Source organism: Thermaerobacter litoralis, from assembly GCF_054654595.1.
Map to the genome: position 1 here is coordinate 351673 of NZ_BAAIES010000011.1, position 15834 is coordinate 367506.

Genomic DNA, 15834 nt, shown 5'->3' on the forward strand with positions numbered 1-15834 from the left:
CGGGCACGGCCCGAACGCCCTTTGACGCCCCCTGACGGCTGCGGGTCGAACCGGCAGGGGTCGAACCCGCCCCTCAATCCGGCCCCCGACCCGGCCCTCCGGTCCGCTGCGGGGCGGGGCAGGTGGGGTTTGCGCGATCACGGGCGCACCCGGCCGGGCCTACTGGCTCCCCGAAGGGGCGCCTCCGGGGGCGTTCGACCCGCGGCTTCCGGGGCCATGTTCGCCGGGCAGACGGGCGGGCTCGCACCCTCCCCGCCTCGCTGGTTCGTCCGAACCGGTTACTCATCCCCGTCATGGCCTTTGCGCGTGATGGACCTTTGCACGGGATGGATGATCGGCCGGCGACGGCCGCCATCCTGCAGGATCGCACGAATTTTACCACCGCCGCGCACCGCCGTGCAACGGCGCCACGCCCACCACCTGCACCCTGGGAGCGCGCCACGGCACCTCGGGGGCGCCGCGGCCCCACACCCCCGTCATTGGTCCCCACCAGGATGGCGGCACCCCGTTCGGGTCCCCGGGGACTCCAGCCTCCAAGTCCCCGCGGACCGCAGGCTTTACGGGTGGCCGCTGAGTCCGCCCGGCATCGCGCCGCATCACGGTGCTCTATCGCGTTCCCTTTGGTTGTCGAGACGTGTCTTGACGTTTTTTGGTACTGATGCTACCGTCTCGATAGAGGGGCAAAAGAAATCCATGGGCTTAAGGGGGCCTCTGGGTAAATGATGAAGTCCACAGGGATCGTCCGCAAGGTGGACGAACTAGGTCGCGTGGTGATTCCCATCGAGCTGCGCCGTACGCTGGACATCCAGGAGAAGGATTCCCTGGAGATCTACGTGGACGGCGACAAGATCATCCTGCGCAAGTACGAGCCCGCGTGCATCTTCTGCGGCAACGCCTACAACGTGGAGAACTTCAAGGGGAAGAACGTCTGCAAGAGCTGCATGGCCATCATGGCCACGCGGGCCAGCTGAGGGACCGGCCAGGGGTATCGGCCGGTGATCGGCCCGGCCAGGCGGTGGGGCTCCAGGGGCAGGGGCCCGAACCGTCGAGCCGGCACCGGGGAACGGGGCAGAACCGGGGCCGGGGCCTGGCCGGCCCGGTGATTCGGGACGGGCCCAGAGCCGCTGCATGCCTCCGCCGGCCCGGGGCAGCTGGTGGAGCACGCGATGGGCGGCCTTCGTCGAGCCCGGGCGGGGAAGGCCCAGAAAAGCGCAGGCCACGCCTTGCGCCGGCGGTCCCGCCTGCGGCGGCACCAGAGTGTCCGCGGGAAGGTGGCATCCGCCCTTGCAGGGGCCCTGGGCGGTGACACCGGGGGCGCCGCGGAGGGCTTCCCGGGTGCGACGGTGGGGCGCCGTCCGGACCGGACGTCGGCTGCGACGCGCGACCTACGACGCGACCTACGAACACGGCGACGTCCGGGACGACGTCAGCGACGACGCAAGAGACCGACGACGAGACGACAAAAGGGAAGAAGAGTCGAAACGGGAGCCGGCCGGGGGTCACGATGTTGCCCCCGGCCGGCCTTTTGCCCCTCATGCCCATGATGTGCCCATGATGCCCCCGGCCCGCCCGCGCGCTCTGCTCTAGCCATCACCGGACGGGCCGCGGGTGCACCCAGCGGTGCACCCGCGGGCGCCCTCCAACCCAGGCGCACCTCATGGGCGCGCCTCTTCGGACCGCCCCGCCCCTTCCGGCGGGTTGCCCTTGGGCTTCACCGTGCGGGGGCGGGCAGGATCCCCAACCTCCGCCGGAGGCCCACCGGACACGCCTGTCCCCGCGGCCCCCGCGGTGAGGTACGCGCGGTACACCAGGCTGCGGGCGAGCCCGTAGCGGCGGGCGACCTCCCGGGCGGCCGCGCTGGGTTGGGCTCCGGCCGCCACCCTGGCCGCCACCTCTGCAGCCAAGCGGCCGGCGTCGGGCGGCACCTTGGCTCCGGCCCGCGGCCCATCCGGCGCCGGTGCCGGCGGGTTGGAGGTCGCCGGTGACGCCTCCGCTGGACCTCCATCAGCCCCGGCGGCGTCCTGGGGGCTGGCGGCCAGGGAGCCGGGGCCACCGGGCGCGCGGGGTTCCGGTGACGCCGGGTCGTCCGCAGCGAGGACCAGCGTGTACTCCCCCCGCGGCGTCTCGTTCAAGAGGCGGGGCACCAGCTCCGCCACCGGCCCCCGGCGGATCTCCTCGTGCCGCTTCGTCAACTCCCGGGCGATGACCAGATAGGCCCCGGGAAGAACCGCCAAGAGATCCCTCAGCGTGTCGTGGAGGCGGTGGGGCGCCTCGAAGAAGACGATGGCCCCCTCCCAGGCCGTCCAGGATGCCATCCGCGCGCGGCGGCGCTCCCGGTCCCGGGGCAAGAACCCTTCGAACAGCACCCGCGAGGCGGGGATGCCCGCCACCGACAGAGCCGCCAGGGCCGCGCTGGGACCGGGCACGGGCACCACCGGCCAGCCCGCGTCGGCCACCCGACGGACCAGGCGGGCTCCGGGGTCGGCGATCCCGGGCGTTCCCGCATCGGTGAGCAGGGCGACCACCTCGCCCGCTTCCAGCCACCGCAGCACCTGGGCGGCGCGCCGCTCCTCGTTGTGCTCGTGGCACGAGACGACCCGCCCCGCCAGGCCGTAGGCGGCTAGCAGGCGGCGGGTGCGGCGGGTGTCTTCCGCCAGGATGTGGCCCGCACCGCGCAGCACGGACAGCAAGCGGAAGCTGACGTCGGCCAGGTTGCCGATGGGCGAGGCGCACACGTAGAGGGTGCCCGGCCGCAACCCGCCGCCGGCTGCGTGCCGGCCTGTGGCTGGGGGCGTCGGGGGCAGGGTCTCGGATCGGTCCGCGCCGGGCCCGAGCGGGCCATCCACCCCAGCGGGGCCTGCATCCGGATCGTCGCCGCGGTCCTGTCCGGCCGGCACGGCCACCGGGGGTTCGCCTCGGGGTTGCCCTTCCTGGTCGTCTTTCGCCCGTGCCTCTTTGTCTCGGCTCATGGATGGGGCCCCCTGCCCGTCACCGCCGCCCCCAGGGTGCCGTGGCCGGTAGCTCCCCCGGCGTCCCGCGTCCCGGCCAGCGGCTCCCGGCCGGAGCGCCCGGGGACCCCAAGGCCGTGGGCCACGGCCCAGCACCGCCAGCAGAAGACCTCCAGGGCGGCCTGGCGGTTGGCATGGGCCTGCCAGGCCCGGCGCAAATCGGCGAGGGCCCGCGTCCATCCCAGCAGGCAGGCCGGGTCCTGCGCCCGCTCCCCCTGGCGGAGACGCCAGATCAGGACCTCCGCGGCGGCCTCCGCCCGGTCGCCCCAGTCGGCCAGCTGGAGCCCCGCCTGCAGGGCATCGGCCGGCCCCCCGCCCTCGAGGGCGTGGGCCACCTGCTCCAGCGTGTCGCCCTCCCGGGCGCAAGCCGGTTCGTCCAGGTAGGCCCGCGCCGCGACGGCCCGATCCCCACAGGCCCGCAGCGCCCAGTAGGCCGCCAGCGGCGTTGCACCGGTGGCCGCGGCCAGTTCCCGGGCGCGCTCTTCCCGGGGCCGCGGCCGGAACAGGAGGACCTGGCAGCGGGAGCGCAGCGTGGGCAGGATGTGCGACAGGTGGTCGGTGGTGAACAGGAAGAGGGCAAAGGGCGGCGGCTCCTCCACGGATTTGAGGAGGGCGTTGGCCGCCTGGACCGTCAGCCGGTCGGCATCCCGCCACAGGACGACCTTGCGGGGCCCCGTCTGGGGCCGCAAGGGAAGCAGGGCCAGCACCCGGCGCACCGTGTCGATGCCGTGGCCGTCCGGGATCAAAAGGTCGGGATGGGTGCCGGCCTGCACCTGGCGGCAGGCAGTGCAGTCCCCACAGGCGCGGCCATCCTGCGGCGCCAGGCACAAGAGGGCCGCCGCGGCCTGGATGGCCGCTTCCTGGTGACCGGCGCCGGCGGGACCCGCCAGCAGGTAGGCATGGCCCACGCGACGGGCCCAGAAGAGGCTGGGATCAAACATGCTCGAAGCGCTCCACGTTCAGCACGAAGATGGTGGCCCCGCCGACGATGACCTCGACGGGATAGGGCACATAGGTGTCCACGGCGCCGCCGATGGGGCCCAAGGGCGTCACCACCTGCTCCCGGGGGCGGCAGACCCGCTTGATGATGGCGACCACCTCGTCCACCTGGCGATCGTCGGCGCCGACCAGCAAGGTGGTGTTCCCCTCTTTGAGGAACCCGCCGGTACTGGCCAGCTTGGTGGCCCGGTACCCCCGGTCCACCAGCTCCTCGATGAGGCGGCCGGCATCCTTATCCTGCACCACCGCCACCACCAGTTTCACCGCCGTCACCTGCCTTTCCGTCGCCCGTGTCGTCCCTTCGCCGCCCTTGCGAAATCCCTGCGGGGGTCCCTTCGCCACCCTTTTTACAAATAGGTTAGTCACTAGGTTCGTCGCGGGCACCCGTCCCGGTACGGTCCCGGCCACAGACCCCCGGCGGGCGGATGGCGAAACGGCCCTGCCCAAGTCCTCGGCATCCACGGCCGCCGTCGTCGTTCCGTCGTCGCGGGTTCGTCCCCTCCGGCGCGCCGGTCTGGTACCGGGTGGCGCCCCCTCGGCTCGCGCCGAAGGCCGTCGCCCGCGGGCGCGACTTCCTCAGCGCGGTGGTCTGGGGGGTCTCGGAGAGGCCATGACCGGCCTTCGCGGTGGGTTGCGGTGTCCTGGCCCGGCGCGGCCCGCCGCTGCGCGGCCCCGCCCCGGCGCCGGTGCCCTGGGTGGCGCGACGCCCGGGGTCTCACGACGTGGGGGATGTCACTCAAAGGCCGCGTCGTCGCCTTCGGGCGCCAGGGGGGAGGCGAAGAACCGGTCCAGGATGCGGCGAACCGCTTCGGCCACGTCCAGGGCCGGACGGCTTGCATCGATGACGACGATGCGATGCCCTTGGGCCGCCGCCAGGGCCAGATACCCCTGGCGCACCCGCTCGTGGAACGCCGCGTCCCGGCTTTCGATGTCGTCGCCCGGGCGCCGGTGCCGCGCCCGGGCCTGGTCAGGGGGACAATCGAACAGCAGCGTCAAGTCAGGCAGGACCCCCCGCGTGGCCAGCCGGTTGACAGCCCACACGGCCTCGAACCCCAGGCCCAGCCCGGCGCCCTGGTAGGCCAGGCTGGAGTCGACGTAGCGGTCGCAGACCACGGTCTCGCCGGCCAACAGCGCAGGCACGACGACCGTCTCGACCAGCTGGGCCCGGGCCGCCGCGAACATCAGCATCTCCGCCACCGGCACCGGGCGCCCCGCGCCATCCAGCAGCAACTCCCGCAACCGCTCGCCCAGGAGGGTCCCGCCGGGCTCCCGGACCAGGCGACACGGCAGGCCCCGGGATCGCAGCCAGTCCATCACCACAGCCGCCTGCGTGCTCTTGCCGCTGCCCTCGCCACCCTCCAGGCTGATGAACCAGCCGCGCTGCCTGCGCCGTAGAGCACCGGGCGCCCCTGCCGTCCATCCAGCGGCGGTCGAACCGGCCGGCGCGGCCGGCGCCGAGCGGTTCTCCTGCTTCGCCTCACCGTTCATATCGGATCGCAGCCCGCCTCCCCTCCGGTCCTCCCGTGCGCGCCCTCGCATCCCGCGCCGCAGCAGCCCAGCGGTGGCCGGCCGCGCCTGGACCCGCCGCTCGCCATGATCGGCGGTGTTCGTCACCCGGAGCACCCACCCCTTGGCTCCCGGTTGGTTCGGCGTGCGGCAGGTCGTTTCCTGGTTTGAATCCAAAGGCAAAAGGGGCGACGGAACCAAGTCCGTCGCCCCATGTCCGGCTCCAGCGGCAGGATTCGAACCTGCGACCCCCCGGTTAACAGCCGGGTGCTCTACCGCTGAGCTACGCTGGAACGCCATGCACAGCCCTATTATAGATCAACCGGTGGCATTTCACAATGCCTTCCGGATTGTCACCCGCTGGCAACGCTTGCTGCGGGCCAGGCTGTGCTGCCGATGAGCTAAACGTCGGTGAGCTACAACAAGAATAAAAGGTGTCCGGCGGCGACCTACTCTCCCGGGCGGTTGCCCGCCCAGTACCATCGGCGCTGGAGGGCTTAACGGCCGTGTTCGGAATGGGAACGGGTGGGACCCCTCCGCCATGGCCACCGGAACGGTGGGGGTTTTGCCCCTTGAGGGCAGCACAAGGAGGAGCGAGGGTTGGGGGATGGCGGAGCAACGCTTGGCGATGGGCGGGGGATGGGAAGCGGTTGAAGGCCTCGACCGATTAGTACCAGGTCGCTGAGAACCTTGCGGTTCTTACACGCCCGGCCTATCGACCTGGTGGTCTACCAGGGGTCTTACTCCCTTGACGGGATGGGAGACCTCATCTTGGGGTCGGCTTCGCGCTTAGATGCTTTCAGCGCTTATCCGGTCCCGACATGGCGTTCCAGCCGTGCCCCGGGCGGGACAACTGGGATACCAGCGGTCGGTCCTTCCCGGTCCTCTCGTACTAGGGAAGGCTCCCCTCAAGTCTCCTGCGCCCGCAGTGGATAGGGACCGAACTGTCTCACGACGTTCTGAACCCAGCTCACGTACCGCTTTAATGGGCGAACAGCCCAACCCTTGGGACCTGCTGCGGCCCCAGGATGCGATGAGCCGACATCGAGGTGCCAAACCTCCCCGTCGATGTGGACTCTTGGGGGAGATCAGCCTGTTATCCCCGGGGTAGCTTTTATCCGTTGAGTCACGGCCCTTCCACCCAGGACCGTAAGATCACTAAGCCCGGCTTTCGCCCCTGCTCGACCCGTCGGTCTCGCAGTCAAGCACCCTTGTGCCTTTGCACTCCACGCACGATTTCCAACCGTGCTGAGGGTACCTTTGGGCGCCTCCGTTACCTTTTAGGAGGCGACCGCCCCAGTCAAACTGCCCACCTGCCACGGTCCCGGACCCGGATCCACGGGCCGCGGTTAGAACGCCCGCCGTCCAAGGGTGGTATTCCACCGTCGGCTCCCCCGAACCTGGCGGCCCGGGTTCGCAGCCTCCCACCTATCCTATACATGGCCGGCAGACGTTCAATGACAGGTTGCAGTAAAGCTCCACGGGGTCTTTCCGTCCAGCTGCGGGTCGCCCGCGTCTTCACGGGCCGCTCAATTTCACCGGGCCCCTCGCCGAGACAGCGCCCAGGTCGTTACGCCTTTCGTGCGGGTCGGAACTTACCCGACAAGGAATTTCGCTACCTTAGGACCGTTATAGTTACGGCCGCCGTTTACTGGGGCTTCGGTTCGGAGCTTTGGGCTTGCGCCCGAACCCCTCCCCTTAACCTTCCAGCACCGGGCAGGCGTCAGCCCCTATACCGCGCCTTGCGGCTTCGCAGGGACCTGTGTTTTTGATAAACAGTCGCCTGGGCCTCTTCGCTGCGACCCCCCAGCGCTCCGGCCGCATGGGCCTTCACCCCGGAGGGCACCCCTTCTCCCGAAGTTACGGGGTCAGTTTGCCGAGTTCCTTAGCGAGGGTTTTCCCGCGCGCCTTAGGCTTCTCGCCTCGCCCACCTGTGTCGGTTTCGGGTACGGGCACCGCAAGCCTGGCTAGAGGCTTTTCTCGGCAGTGGGGGATCGGCCCCTTCGCCCCCAAAGGGGCTCGGCGTCGCGTCTCAGGACTCCCCGGGGGATTTGCCTCCCGGGGCTCCCTACCCGCTTGCACCGGCCATCTCCAGCGGCCGGCGGTACCTACCCTCCTGCGTCCCCCCATCGCTCGTAACGGCTTGCCGGTGGTACCGGAATATGAACCGGTTCTCCATCGCCTACGCCTTTCGGCCTCGGCTTAGGTCCCGACTAACCCTGAGCGGACGAGCCTTGCTCAGGAACCCTTGGGCTTTCGGCGGGCCGGATTCTCACCGGCCTTTTCGCTACTCATGCCGGCATTCTCACTTGCCTGCGCTCCAGCCGGCCTCACGACCGACCTTCGCCGCCCAGGCAACGCTCCCCTACCACGGACTTCCGTCCGTCCACAGCTTCGGCGCCGTGCTTGAGCCCCGTGTCATTTTCGGCGCAGGGTCGCTCGACCAGTGAGCTATTACGCACTCTTTAAATGATGGCTGCTTCTAAGCCAACATCCTGGTTGTCTTAGCGACCCCACATCCTTTTCCACTTAGCACGGACTTGGGGGCCTTAGCTGGTGGTCTGGGTTGTTGCCCTCTCGAGCACGAAGCTTATCCCCCGTGCTCTAACTCCTCCGGTCCACCGCGCGGTATTCGGAGTTTGCCTGAGTTCGGTAACCCGCGAAGGCCCCTAGCCCAAGCAGTGCTCTACCCCCGCGCGTCAGCCCGGAAGGCCCACCCTCAAGTGGTTTCGGGGAGAACCAGCTATCTCCGGGTTCGCTTGGCATTTCACCCCTACCCACAGCTCATCCGATGGTTTTTCAACACCAACCTGGTTCGGGCCTCCACGCGGTCTTACCCGCGCTTCACCCTGGCCATGGGTAGATCACCCGGTTTCGGGTCGACCGCCTGCAACTGACGCCCTGTTCGGACTCGGTTTCCCTGCGGCTCCGGACCTGCGGCCCTTAACCTCGCTGCAGACGGTCACTCGCCGGCTCATTCTTCAATAGGCACGCCGTCAGGTCTTTCGACCCTCCGACTGTCTGTAGGCACACGGTTTCAGGTTCTCTTTCACTCCCCTCCCGGGGTGCTTTTCACCTTTCCCTCACGGTACTCGTGCACTATCGGTCGCTCGGGTATTTAGCCTTGGAGGGTGGTCCCCCCAGCTTCCCACGGGGTTCCACGTGCCCCGTGGTACTCGGGTACGCAGCAACGGAGACCTTCGGCTTTCGCCTACGGGGCTGTTACCCTCTCTGGCCGGCCTTTCCAGACCGCTTCGGCTAGCCCAAGGTTTTTTCACTCCGCCGGAGCCCTGCCAAGCTCCGCTCCTGCGCCCCACAACCCCCGGACGGCAACGGTGGCAGCCTTCTCCACCGCCCGGGTTTGGGCTCCTCCCCTTTCGCTCGCCGCTACTCGGGGAATCTCGGTTGATTTCTTCTCCTCGCGGTACTGAGATGTTTCAGTTCCCGCGGTTCCCTTCCCAGACCTATGGATTCAGCCTGGGATGACGGGGCATTCCCCCCGCCGGGTTTCCCCATTCGGGCATCCCCGGATCAACGCCTGCTTGCGGCTCCCCGAGGCTTTTCGCAGCTTACCACGCCCTTCATCGGCCCTTCGCGCCGAGGCATCCACCGTGTGCCCTTCCTACCTTCTCCCGCTTCGCCCACCCGCCCGCCGCAGCGCCAACCGCTGCCCCGCGAGCAGGTGCGCCTAAGCGCGCACTCCGGCTCTTCCCGCTTCGCCTCGCTCTCTCCCTATGCTGCTGTCAAGGTGCAAAACCCAGGGCGCCCGCACCGGGCGACCCGGTCCTTGAAAACCGAGCAGCGCGCTTCGTCGAGGCAGGATCGACCTGGAGTGGACCGGTGCCGTGCACCAGTCACGCACTCCTTAGAAAGGAGGTGATCCAGCCCCACGTTCCCGTAGGGCTACCTTGTTACGACTTCACCCCAGTCACCGGCCCCACCTTCGACGGCTCCCTCCCTTACGGGTTGGGCCACCGGCTTCGGGTGTTGCCAGCTCCCGTGGTGTGACGGGCGGTGTGTACAAGGCCCGGGAACGTATTCACCGCGGCATTCTGATCCGCGATTACTAGCGATTCCGGCTTCACGCAGGCGAGTTGCAGCCTGCGATCCGAACTGGGACCGGCTTTTCGGGATTGGCTCCCCCTCGCGGGTTCGCAACCCGTTGTACCGGCCATTGTAGCACGTGTGTAGCCCTGGGCATAAGGGCCATGATGATTTGACGTCATCCCCACCTTCCTCCGGTTTGTCACCGGCAGTCCCCTGTGAGTGCCCGGCCAAACCGCTGGCAACACAGGGCGGGGGTTGCGCTCGTTGCGGGACTTAACCCAACATCTCACGACACGAGCTGACGACAACCATGCAGCACCTGTCACCGCGCTCCCCGAAGGGCACCCCAGCCTTTCGGCCAGGTTCGCGGTGATGTCAAGCCCAGGTAAGGTTCTTCGCGTTGCTTCGAATTAAACCACATGCTCCACCGCTTGTGCGGGCCCCCGTCAATTCCTTTGAGTTTCAGCCTTGCGGCCGTACTCCCCAGGCGGGGTGCTTAGTGCGTTAGCTCCGGCACGGAAGGGGTCGATACCTCCCACACCTAGCACCCATCGTTTACGGCGTGGACTACCGGGGTATCTAATCCCGTTCGCTCCCCACGCTGTCGCGCCTCAGCGTCAGGGCCAGGCCAGGCAGCCGCCTTCGCCACTGGTGTTCCTCCCGATCTCTACGCATTTCACCGCTCCACCGGGAATTCCGCTGCCCTCTCCTGCCCTCAAGCCCGGCAGTTTCGAATGCACCTCCCCGGTTGAGCCGGGACCTTTCACATCCGACTTGCCAGGCCGCCTACGCGCCCTTTACGCCCAGTGATTCCGGACAACGCTCGCCCCCTACGTCTTACCGCGGCTGCTGGCACGTAGTTAGCCGGGGCTTCCTCCTCCGGTACCGTCAGCTAAGAGCCTTTCAGCCCCCAGCCTTCGTCCCGGACGACAGGGGTTTACACCCCGAAGGGCTTCCTCCCCCACGCGGCGTCGCTGCGTCAGGCTTTCGCCCATTGCGCAAGATTCCCGACTGCTGCCTCCCGTAGGAGTCTGGGCCGTGTCTCAGTCCCAGTGTGGCCGGCCACCCTCTCAGGCCGGCTACCCGTCGTCGCCTTGGTGGGCCGTTACCCCACCAACCAGCTGATGGGCCGCGGGCCCCTCCGGCAGCGACCGCCTTCCGACGGCCTTTCTTCCACGCCCCATGCGGGACGCGGACCGTATGCGGTATTAGCCCCAGTTTCCCAGGGTTATCCCCCACTGCCGGGCAGGTTGCCCACGTGTTACTCACCCGTCCGCCGCTGGAAGACCAGAGAGCAAGCTCCCCAGCCTCCCCGCTCGACTTGCATGTCTTAGGCACGCCGCCAGCGTTCGTCCTGAGCCAGGATCAAACTCTCCTCCGGAATCTTTCCATCCCGCAAGAGAGTCCTCTCGCGGCTCGCGCTCTCGCGTTGCCCGGTCGCCTCACCCAGAACCATCGCCCCAGGCTCGGCAACCCCTCAGGCTCGCAAGGCCTGCCTCTCCACGCGCTGCTCCGTTTTCAAGGACCAGTCGTTTCGCCCGGCGCTCGTGGCGCCGACGGTTTGTCATCTTAGCAGCGGTCTTTCGCTCTGTCAACACCCCGCGGCGCCGGCATGCCGAACGCCTCAGGGCCGGTAGGCCGCTGCAGAAGCAGCACCCGGAAGCGAGCTCCCGGGTGCCGATGTGCCCCGTACCGGACTCGAACCGGTGTCTCCGCCGTGAGAGGGCGGTATCCTAGGCCGCTAGACGAACGGGGCACTGCTGGGGATCCAGGATTCGAACCTGGACTACCAGGGCCAGAACCTGGCGGGCTGCCGTTACCCCAATCCCCATCATGTTGTCTCGATCCGGCGGCCTGTCAAGACCGTCGAACCGGCGCCCCGCGGGCGCAACACGGATTATAGCACGGCCTCCGGACCGCTACAACCACCGCCGCGACCACCGGTGACCGCCAGGGTCTGGGGCCGCTGGCGCCCCTGCGGGTCGCCCGGCACCCCATGGGACCGGGCGCCCACCGCCTGACGCCGCCCGCCCTGGAAAGGCGGCCACCCCCGGCGGCTCGCCCCGGCGCGCGTTGCGCCGTGGAATCGGCGCCCGTGGCTTGCGGCCGGTGGCCCGGCGGCGGTCATCACCCACTGCCGTCAACTGGCTACGGTGTGCCGTGGCCGCGTGGCTGGCTGTCTCCTGCGCCAGCCGGTCCACGCGCCGGCCGGGACGCGACGGAAGAACCCGGCGCCCGCGCCCGGTGACCGGCCGCGGCGCGTCGCGGACCGCCGCCTGCGGGCCGCCCCTCATTATACCCATCTGCAGCGCCGGGGCAACCGCCGGGCCGGGACCGCGCCGCCCCGGCGGTGCACCCCTCGTGGCGGCCGCGCGCACCCTACCGCTCGGCCCCCTAAGCCGATGGCCGCCCAAGCCGGTCGGCCCCTTCGCCGGCGGCGCAGGCTCCGCGACCCAGGCCGGCCTACGCCCGGCCCTGGTTTGCCGGCCCTCCCGGCCCGGGGCAGGCGCCCCAGGCCGGACCACGCCAGGTCATCCCTGGCCGGTGGCCTCGCCGCTCCGTGCCGCCGGCGTCGCCGCGCCATGGACGGCCCGATCGGCGCGCCGCCGCCGGATCCACTCGATGGCCCGCTGGATGCGTTCCAGGCACCGCTCCCGCCCGACCCAGCAGATCACGTCGAAGACGCCCGGCCCCACGGTGCGCCCCGAAACAGCCAGGCGGGTGGGATGGAAGATCCGCCCCGTGCCGACGCCAACGCGCTCGGCCAACCCGCGCAGGGCCTGTTCGATGGCCGCCTGGCTCCACGGCTCCACCTGGGCCAGGGTCTCGGCCACCGCCTCCAGGATGGGAATGGCGTCGTCCCGGTCGAAGTGCTTGCGCACCCCGGTCTCGTCGTACCCCTCGAAGTCGGCAAAGAAATAGCGGCTGGCCTCGACCAGTTCCTCCAAGGTCCGCACCCGCTGGCGCACGGCATCCACGATGGCGCGCAGCCGCCGCCGCTCGGCCCCCTGGGGTTCGTCCATCAAGAGCCCCGCGGCCTGGAGGCGCGGGATGACCAGTTCCACCACCCGGTCCAGGTCCGTCTCCCGCAGGTAGTGACCGTTCATCCAGGCCATCTTCTCGACGTCATAGATGGCCGCCGTGTGGGAGACCCGGTCCAGGTCGAAGGCTTCGATCATCTCGTCCAGGGAGAGGATCTCGCGGTCGTCGCCGGGCGACCAGCCCAAGAGGGCCACGTAATTGAGGATCGCCTCGGGCAGGAACCCTTGCCGCCGGTATTCATCCACGGCCACGGCGCCATGACGCTTGCTCAGCTTGGACCGGTCGGGCGCCAGGATCATCGGCACGTGGGCGAACTGGGGCGGCTCCCAGCCCAGCGCCTGGTAGATCAGCAGCTGCTTGGGCGTATTGGACAGGTGCTCGTCCCCGCGGATCACGTGGCTCATCGCCATGTGGTGGTCGTCGACCACGGCGGCGAAGTTGTAGAGCGGCATCCCGTCCGGACGGGCGATGATGAAGTCGCCGATCTGGGCCACGTCGAAGGCGACCTCGCCCTTGACCAGGTCGTGGACGGTCACCGTCCCGGTGTCGGGCACCCGGAGCCGTACGGCCGGGCGCCGCCCCTCCGCCTCCAGCCGCCGGCGCTCCGCGTCCGTCAGGTGGCGGCACCGGCCGCTGTAGACCGCGGGCTTGCCCGCCGCCCGCGCCGCTTCCCGCTCGGCGTTGAGCTCTTCCACGGTGCAGTAACAGGGGTACGCCTTGCCCTCGGCCAGCAAGCGGTCCAGGGCCTCCCGGTAGAGGTCGAGCCGCTGGGATTGCCGGTACGGCCCGTAGGGGCCGCCCACGTCCGGCCCCTCATCCCAGTCCAAGCCCAGCCAGCGGATGCTCTCCAGCATGGGCTCGATCAACTCGTCCCGGGAGCGCTCGGGGTCGGTGTCCTCGAAACGCAGGACGAACCGCCCCCCATGCTTGCGCGCGAAGAGCCAGTTGAAGAGGATGGTGCGGACGCCGCCGATGTGCAGGTATCCCGTCGGCGACGGCGCATACCGGACCCGCACCGGCTGGGACATGGGGTTGCCTCCTTGCGACCGCGATGTGGTGCCGGACGAACCGGCCCGGCGCGCAGCGCCGCCCGCCCGCTGCCGGCCGAGGCGGCCCCCGTCGTCGGAGGACCGTAGCGCGGGCCGTGAAAGACCGCCGCAGCGCGCCCGCCCCGGAGACGCCGCGGGCGCCGGCGCGCCGCGGTTCCCCAGGGCGGCGGTATCGTAACAGAGCGGTCTGGCAGCGTCAAGGAACGGTGCCAGCCGCTCCCCATCGACCCTTTCCGGGACTCACGGCTGCGGCTCACGGCTGCCAGCGCGCCATCACGGCCAGCAGGGCAAGGGCCACCGCCCCGGGCAGGCCCAGGCTCCCGGCCAGCCAGGCGGTGGCCGGGTTCCACCCCACGTGGGCGCCCAGCGGCGCCAGCAGCAGGTTGAGGGCCAGCACCCACCCGGATCCGATGACCAGGTCGGCCGCCAGACGGGCCAGGGCTTCCCCCGCCGAGGCCGCCGTGGCGGCGCGCCAGACGACGGCCCCCACGACCACCGCCGCCAGCGCCACGGTTGCCCAGGCCCCTTCCCCGGCGATGGCCATCACCCCGCCTTTCAAGGCGCCGCCTGCCGCCCCGCCCCCTCACCGGGATGGGCGGGCAACCCCTGAATGCCACGCCGGCGGGCTTGTTTGAGCAGGTATGCGTACCGCTTCTCCGCCGCCAGCACCAGGTGGATCGCCTGGTCGACCAGGTCGCGGTCGGTCACCGATTCGAAGTACAGCCTGGCCTGCTCCCAGTCCCGGCGGGCCTGCTCCACGGCGCCGACCCAGTCGAAGTCGTCGGGATCGGCCGGGGCAGGAACGGCACCCCGGGGACGGGGACTCCAGGATCCGCGCAGGACGAACCGGCCGCCCGGCTGCCGCCCGGCGTGCCCGGCACCCTCGGCCGCAGCCAGGCGGGCGTCGGCCGTCCGCGCCCCGCGCTCCCCCAGGGAACCCTGGGGTCCGCGGAGCAAGGGAACCGAGCCGGCCCCTGCGTCGCCCGGCCAGGTGGCGCCCCGGCTCCGCGGCCATGGCAGGCGCCAGCGCCCCAGCCAGTTCCGCACCCGTTCCGCGCTCATGAACTCCACGCCCCTTGCCGGCCTCCGGGTCCCGGCCGTGCGGCAACCCTGTCCTATGGGTATGCGGGACGGCACGCCGGTTGAACCGGCGTCACCGGCCGGCATGGGGGAAGATGCACCCAAAGCGGGGGATTTATGCTAAATGGAGGTGCGCGATGCAGGTGCGCGGCGGGCCCCGGGCACGGGCGGGCGCGCTTGCCCTTACCCGCGCCGTGGGCGGCCCGGGTCACAGGGCCTGACGGCCTTGCAGGGCCCGGGTCAGGGTGAGCTCGTCGACGTACTCCAGGTCGCCGCCCTCCGGTACCCCGCGAGCAATGCGGGTCACCCGGATGCCCAGCGGCTTGATCAGGCGGGCCAGATAGAGGGCGGTGGCCTCGCCCTCCACCGTCGGGTTCGTCGCCAGGATGACCTCCTCCACCGGCGGCTCCTGGCGCAGCCGGGCCAGCAGCTCCCGCACCCGCAACTGCTCCGGTCCCACCCCGTCCATGGGCGAGATCACGCCGTGCAGCACGTGGTAGAGGCCGCGAAACTCCCGGGTCCGCTCCATGGCCACCACGTCCCGGGGCTGTTCGACCACGCAGATCACCCGGCCGTCGCGGCCCGGGTCCCTGCAGATGGGACATGGATCCCGATCGGTCAGGTTGGCGCAGATGCTGCAGTACCGCACGCTGGCCCGGGCCTGGACCATCGCCTCCGCCAGGCTGCGCACCTCCTCCTGCGGCCTGAAGAGGAGGTGGTAGGCCAGGCGCTGGGCGGTCTTCGGCCCGATCCCGGGCAGCTTCTCCAGCTCGGCGATCAGCCGCGCAAAGGCGGGGGCGTGTTCCACGGCCGCTCCCGGCTCCTCACAGCCCGGGGAAGCCCGGCAGCTTGGGCAGCTTGAGCCCGCCGGTCACCCGCGCCATCTCCGCCTGCACCATGTCCTGAGCCTTGCGGTTCGCCTCGTTGACCGCCGCCACGATCATGTCCTGGAGCAGCTCCACGTCGTCGGGGTCGACGGCCTCCCGGGCGATCTCCAGGCGCAAGAGTTCCTGGCGCCCGTTGACCACCGCCTTGACCATCCCGCCGCCGGCGGTGGCCTCCACTTCCCGCTGGGCCAGTTCCTCCTGCAGGCGGGCCATCTC

Annotated in this window: 10 protein-coding genes, 3 tRNA genes and 3 rRNA genes; 1 reads left to right on the top strand and 15 read right to left on the bottom strand. The window is 70.0% G+C overall.

What is annotated here, in order from left to right; translation table 11 throughout:
- Positions 1–722: 722 nt before the first annotated feature.
- On the top strand, positions 723–971 hold the full coding sequence (locus ACYQ02_RS12205; RefSeq protein ID WP_174266693.1) for an AbrB/MazE/SpoVT family DNA-binding domain-containing protein: 249 nt from the start codon (positions 723–725) through the stop codon (positions 969–971).
- A 684-nt stretch (positions 972–1655) separates the two neighbouring features.
- On the opposite strand, the gene rsmI is transcribed toward ACYQ02_RS12205, so the two are convergent.
- From rsmI to ACYQ02_RS12280, 15 genes are all read right to left on the bottom strand, one after another.
- Positions 1656–2756 (bottom strand): 16S rRNA (cytidine(1402)-2'-O)-methyltransferase, encoded by a 1101-nt coding sequence (gene rsmI / locus ACYQ02_RS12210; RefSeq protein ID WP_460040679.1) that lies wholly within the window; start codon positions 2754–2756, stop codon positions 1656–1658.
- 209 nt (positions 2757–2965) lie between these two features.
- Complete coding sequence (locus ACYQ02_RS12215; RefSeq protein ID WP_460040680.1) at positions 2966–3949, bottom strand: hypothetical protein; 984 nt, start codon at positions 3947–3949, stop codon at positions 2966–2968.
- A complete protein-coding gene (locus tag ACYQ02_RS12220; RefSeq protein ID WP_460040681.1) occupies positions 3942–4271 on the bottom strand; it encodes a cyclic-di-AMP receptor in 330 nt (109 codons plus the stop codon). The genes ACYQ02_RS12215 and ACYQ02_RS12220 overlap by 8 nt, the downstream gene beginning before the upstream one ends.
- A 468-nt stretch (positions 4272–4739) precedes the next feature.
- Positions 4740–5495 carry a dTMP kinase gene (gene tmk / locus ACYQ02_RS12225; RefSeq protein WP_460040682.1) on the bottom strand — a complete coding sequence of 252 codons (756 nt, stop codon included), beginning with the start codon at positions 5493–5495 and terminating at the stop codon, positions 4740–4742.
- A gap of 239 nt (positions 5496–5734) precedes the next feature.
- Positions 5735–5806, bottom strand: a tRNA-Asn gene (locus ACYQ02_RS12230).
- Positions 5807–5949: 143 nt separating this feature from the next.
- Positions 5950–6066: ribosomal RNA gene (gene rrf / locus ACYQ02_RS12235) — 5S ribosomal RNA — on the bottom strand.
- Between the two features lie 94 nt (positions 6067–6160).
- Positions 6161–9146 (bottom strand): 23S ribosomal RNA (locus ACYQ02_RS12240).
- Between the two features lie 236 nt (positions 9147–9382).
- Positions 9383–10941: ribosomal RNA gene (locus ACYQ02_RS12245) — 16S ribosomal RNA — on the bottom strand.
- The 16S, 23S and 5S rRNA genes sit together here with 3 tRNA genes alongside, the layout of an rRNA operon.
- Before the next feature lie 302 nt (positions 10942–11243).
- Positions 11244–11316: transfer RNA gene (locus tag ACYQ02_RS12250), tRNA-Glu, on the bottom strand.
- A 4-nt stretch (positions 11317–11320) separates the two neighbouring features.
- Positions 11321–11391 (bottom strand) — tRNA-Gln (locus tag ACYQ02_RS12255).
- Between the two features lie 700 nt (positions 11392–12091).
- Complete coding sequence (gene gltX / locus ACYQ02_RS12260; protein WP_460040346.1) at positions 12092–13630, bottom strand: glutamate--tRNA ligase; 1539 nt, start codon at positions 13628–13630, stop codon at positions 12092–12094.
- A gap of 274 nt (positions 13631–13904) precedes the next feature.
- Entirely contained in the window at positions 13905–14210 is a 306-nt protein-coding gene (locus ACYQ02_RS12265) for a pro-sigmaK processing inhibitor BofA family protein (RefSeq protein WP_460040347.1), read from the bottom strand.
- Positions 14207–14713 carry a YaaL family protein gene (locus ACYQ02_RS12270; protein ID WP_460040348.1) on the bottom strand — a complete coding sequence of 169 codons (507 nt, stop codon included), beginning with the start codon at positions 14711–14713 and terminating at the stop codon, positions 14207–14209. The genes ACYQ02_RS12265 and ACYQ02_RS12270 overlap by 4 nt, the downstream gene beginning before the upstream one ends.
- A 226-nt stretch (positions 14714–14939) precedes the next feature.
- Positions 14940–15539: a recombination mediator RecR gene (gene recR / locus ACYQ02_RS12275; protein ID WP_460040349.1), complete on the bottom strand. Its 600-nt coding sequence runs from the start codon at positions 15537–15539 to the stop codon at positions 14940–14942.
- Between the two features lie 16 nt (positions 15540–15555).
- The coding region (locus ACYQ02_RS12280) for a YbaB/EbfC family nucleoid-associated protein (RefSeq protein ID WP_460040683.1) at positions 15556–15834 on the bottom strand (279 nt) is incomplete at its 5' end.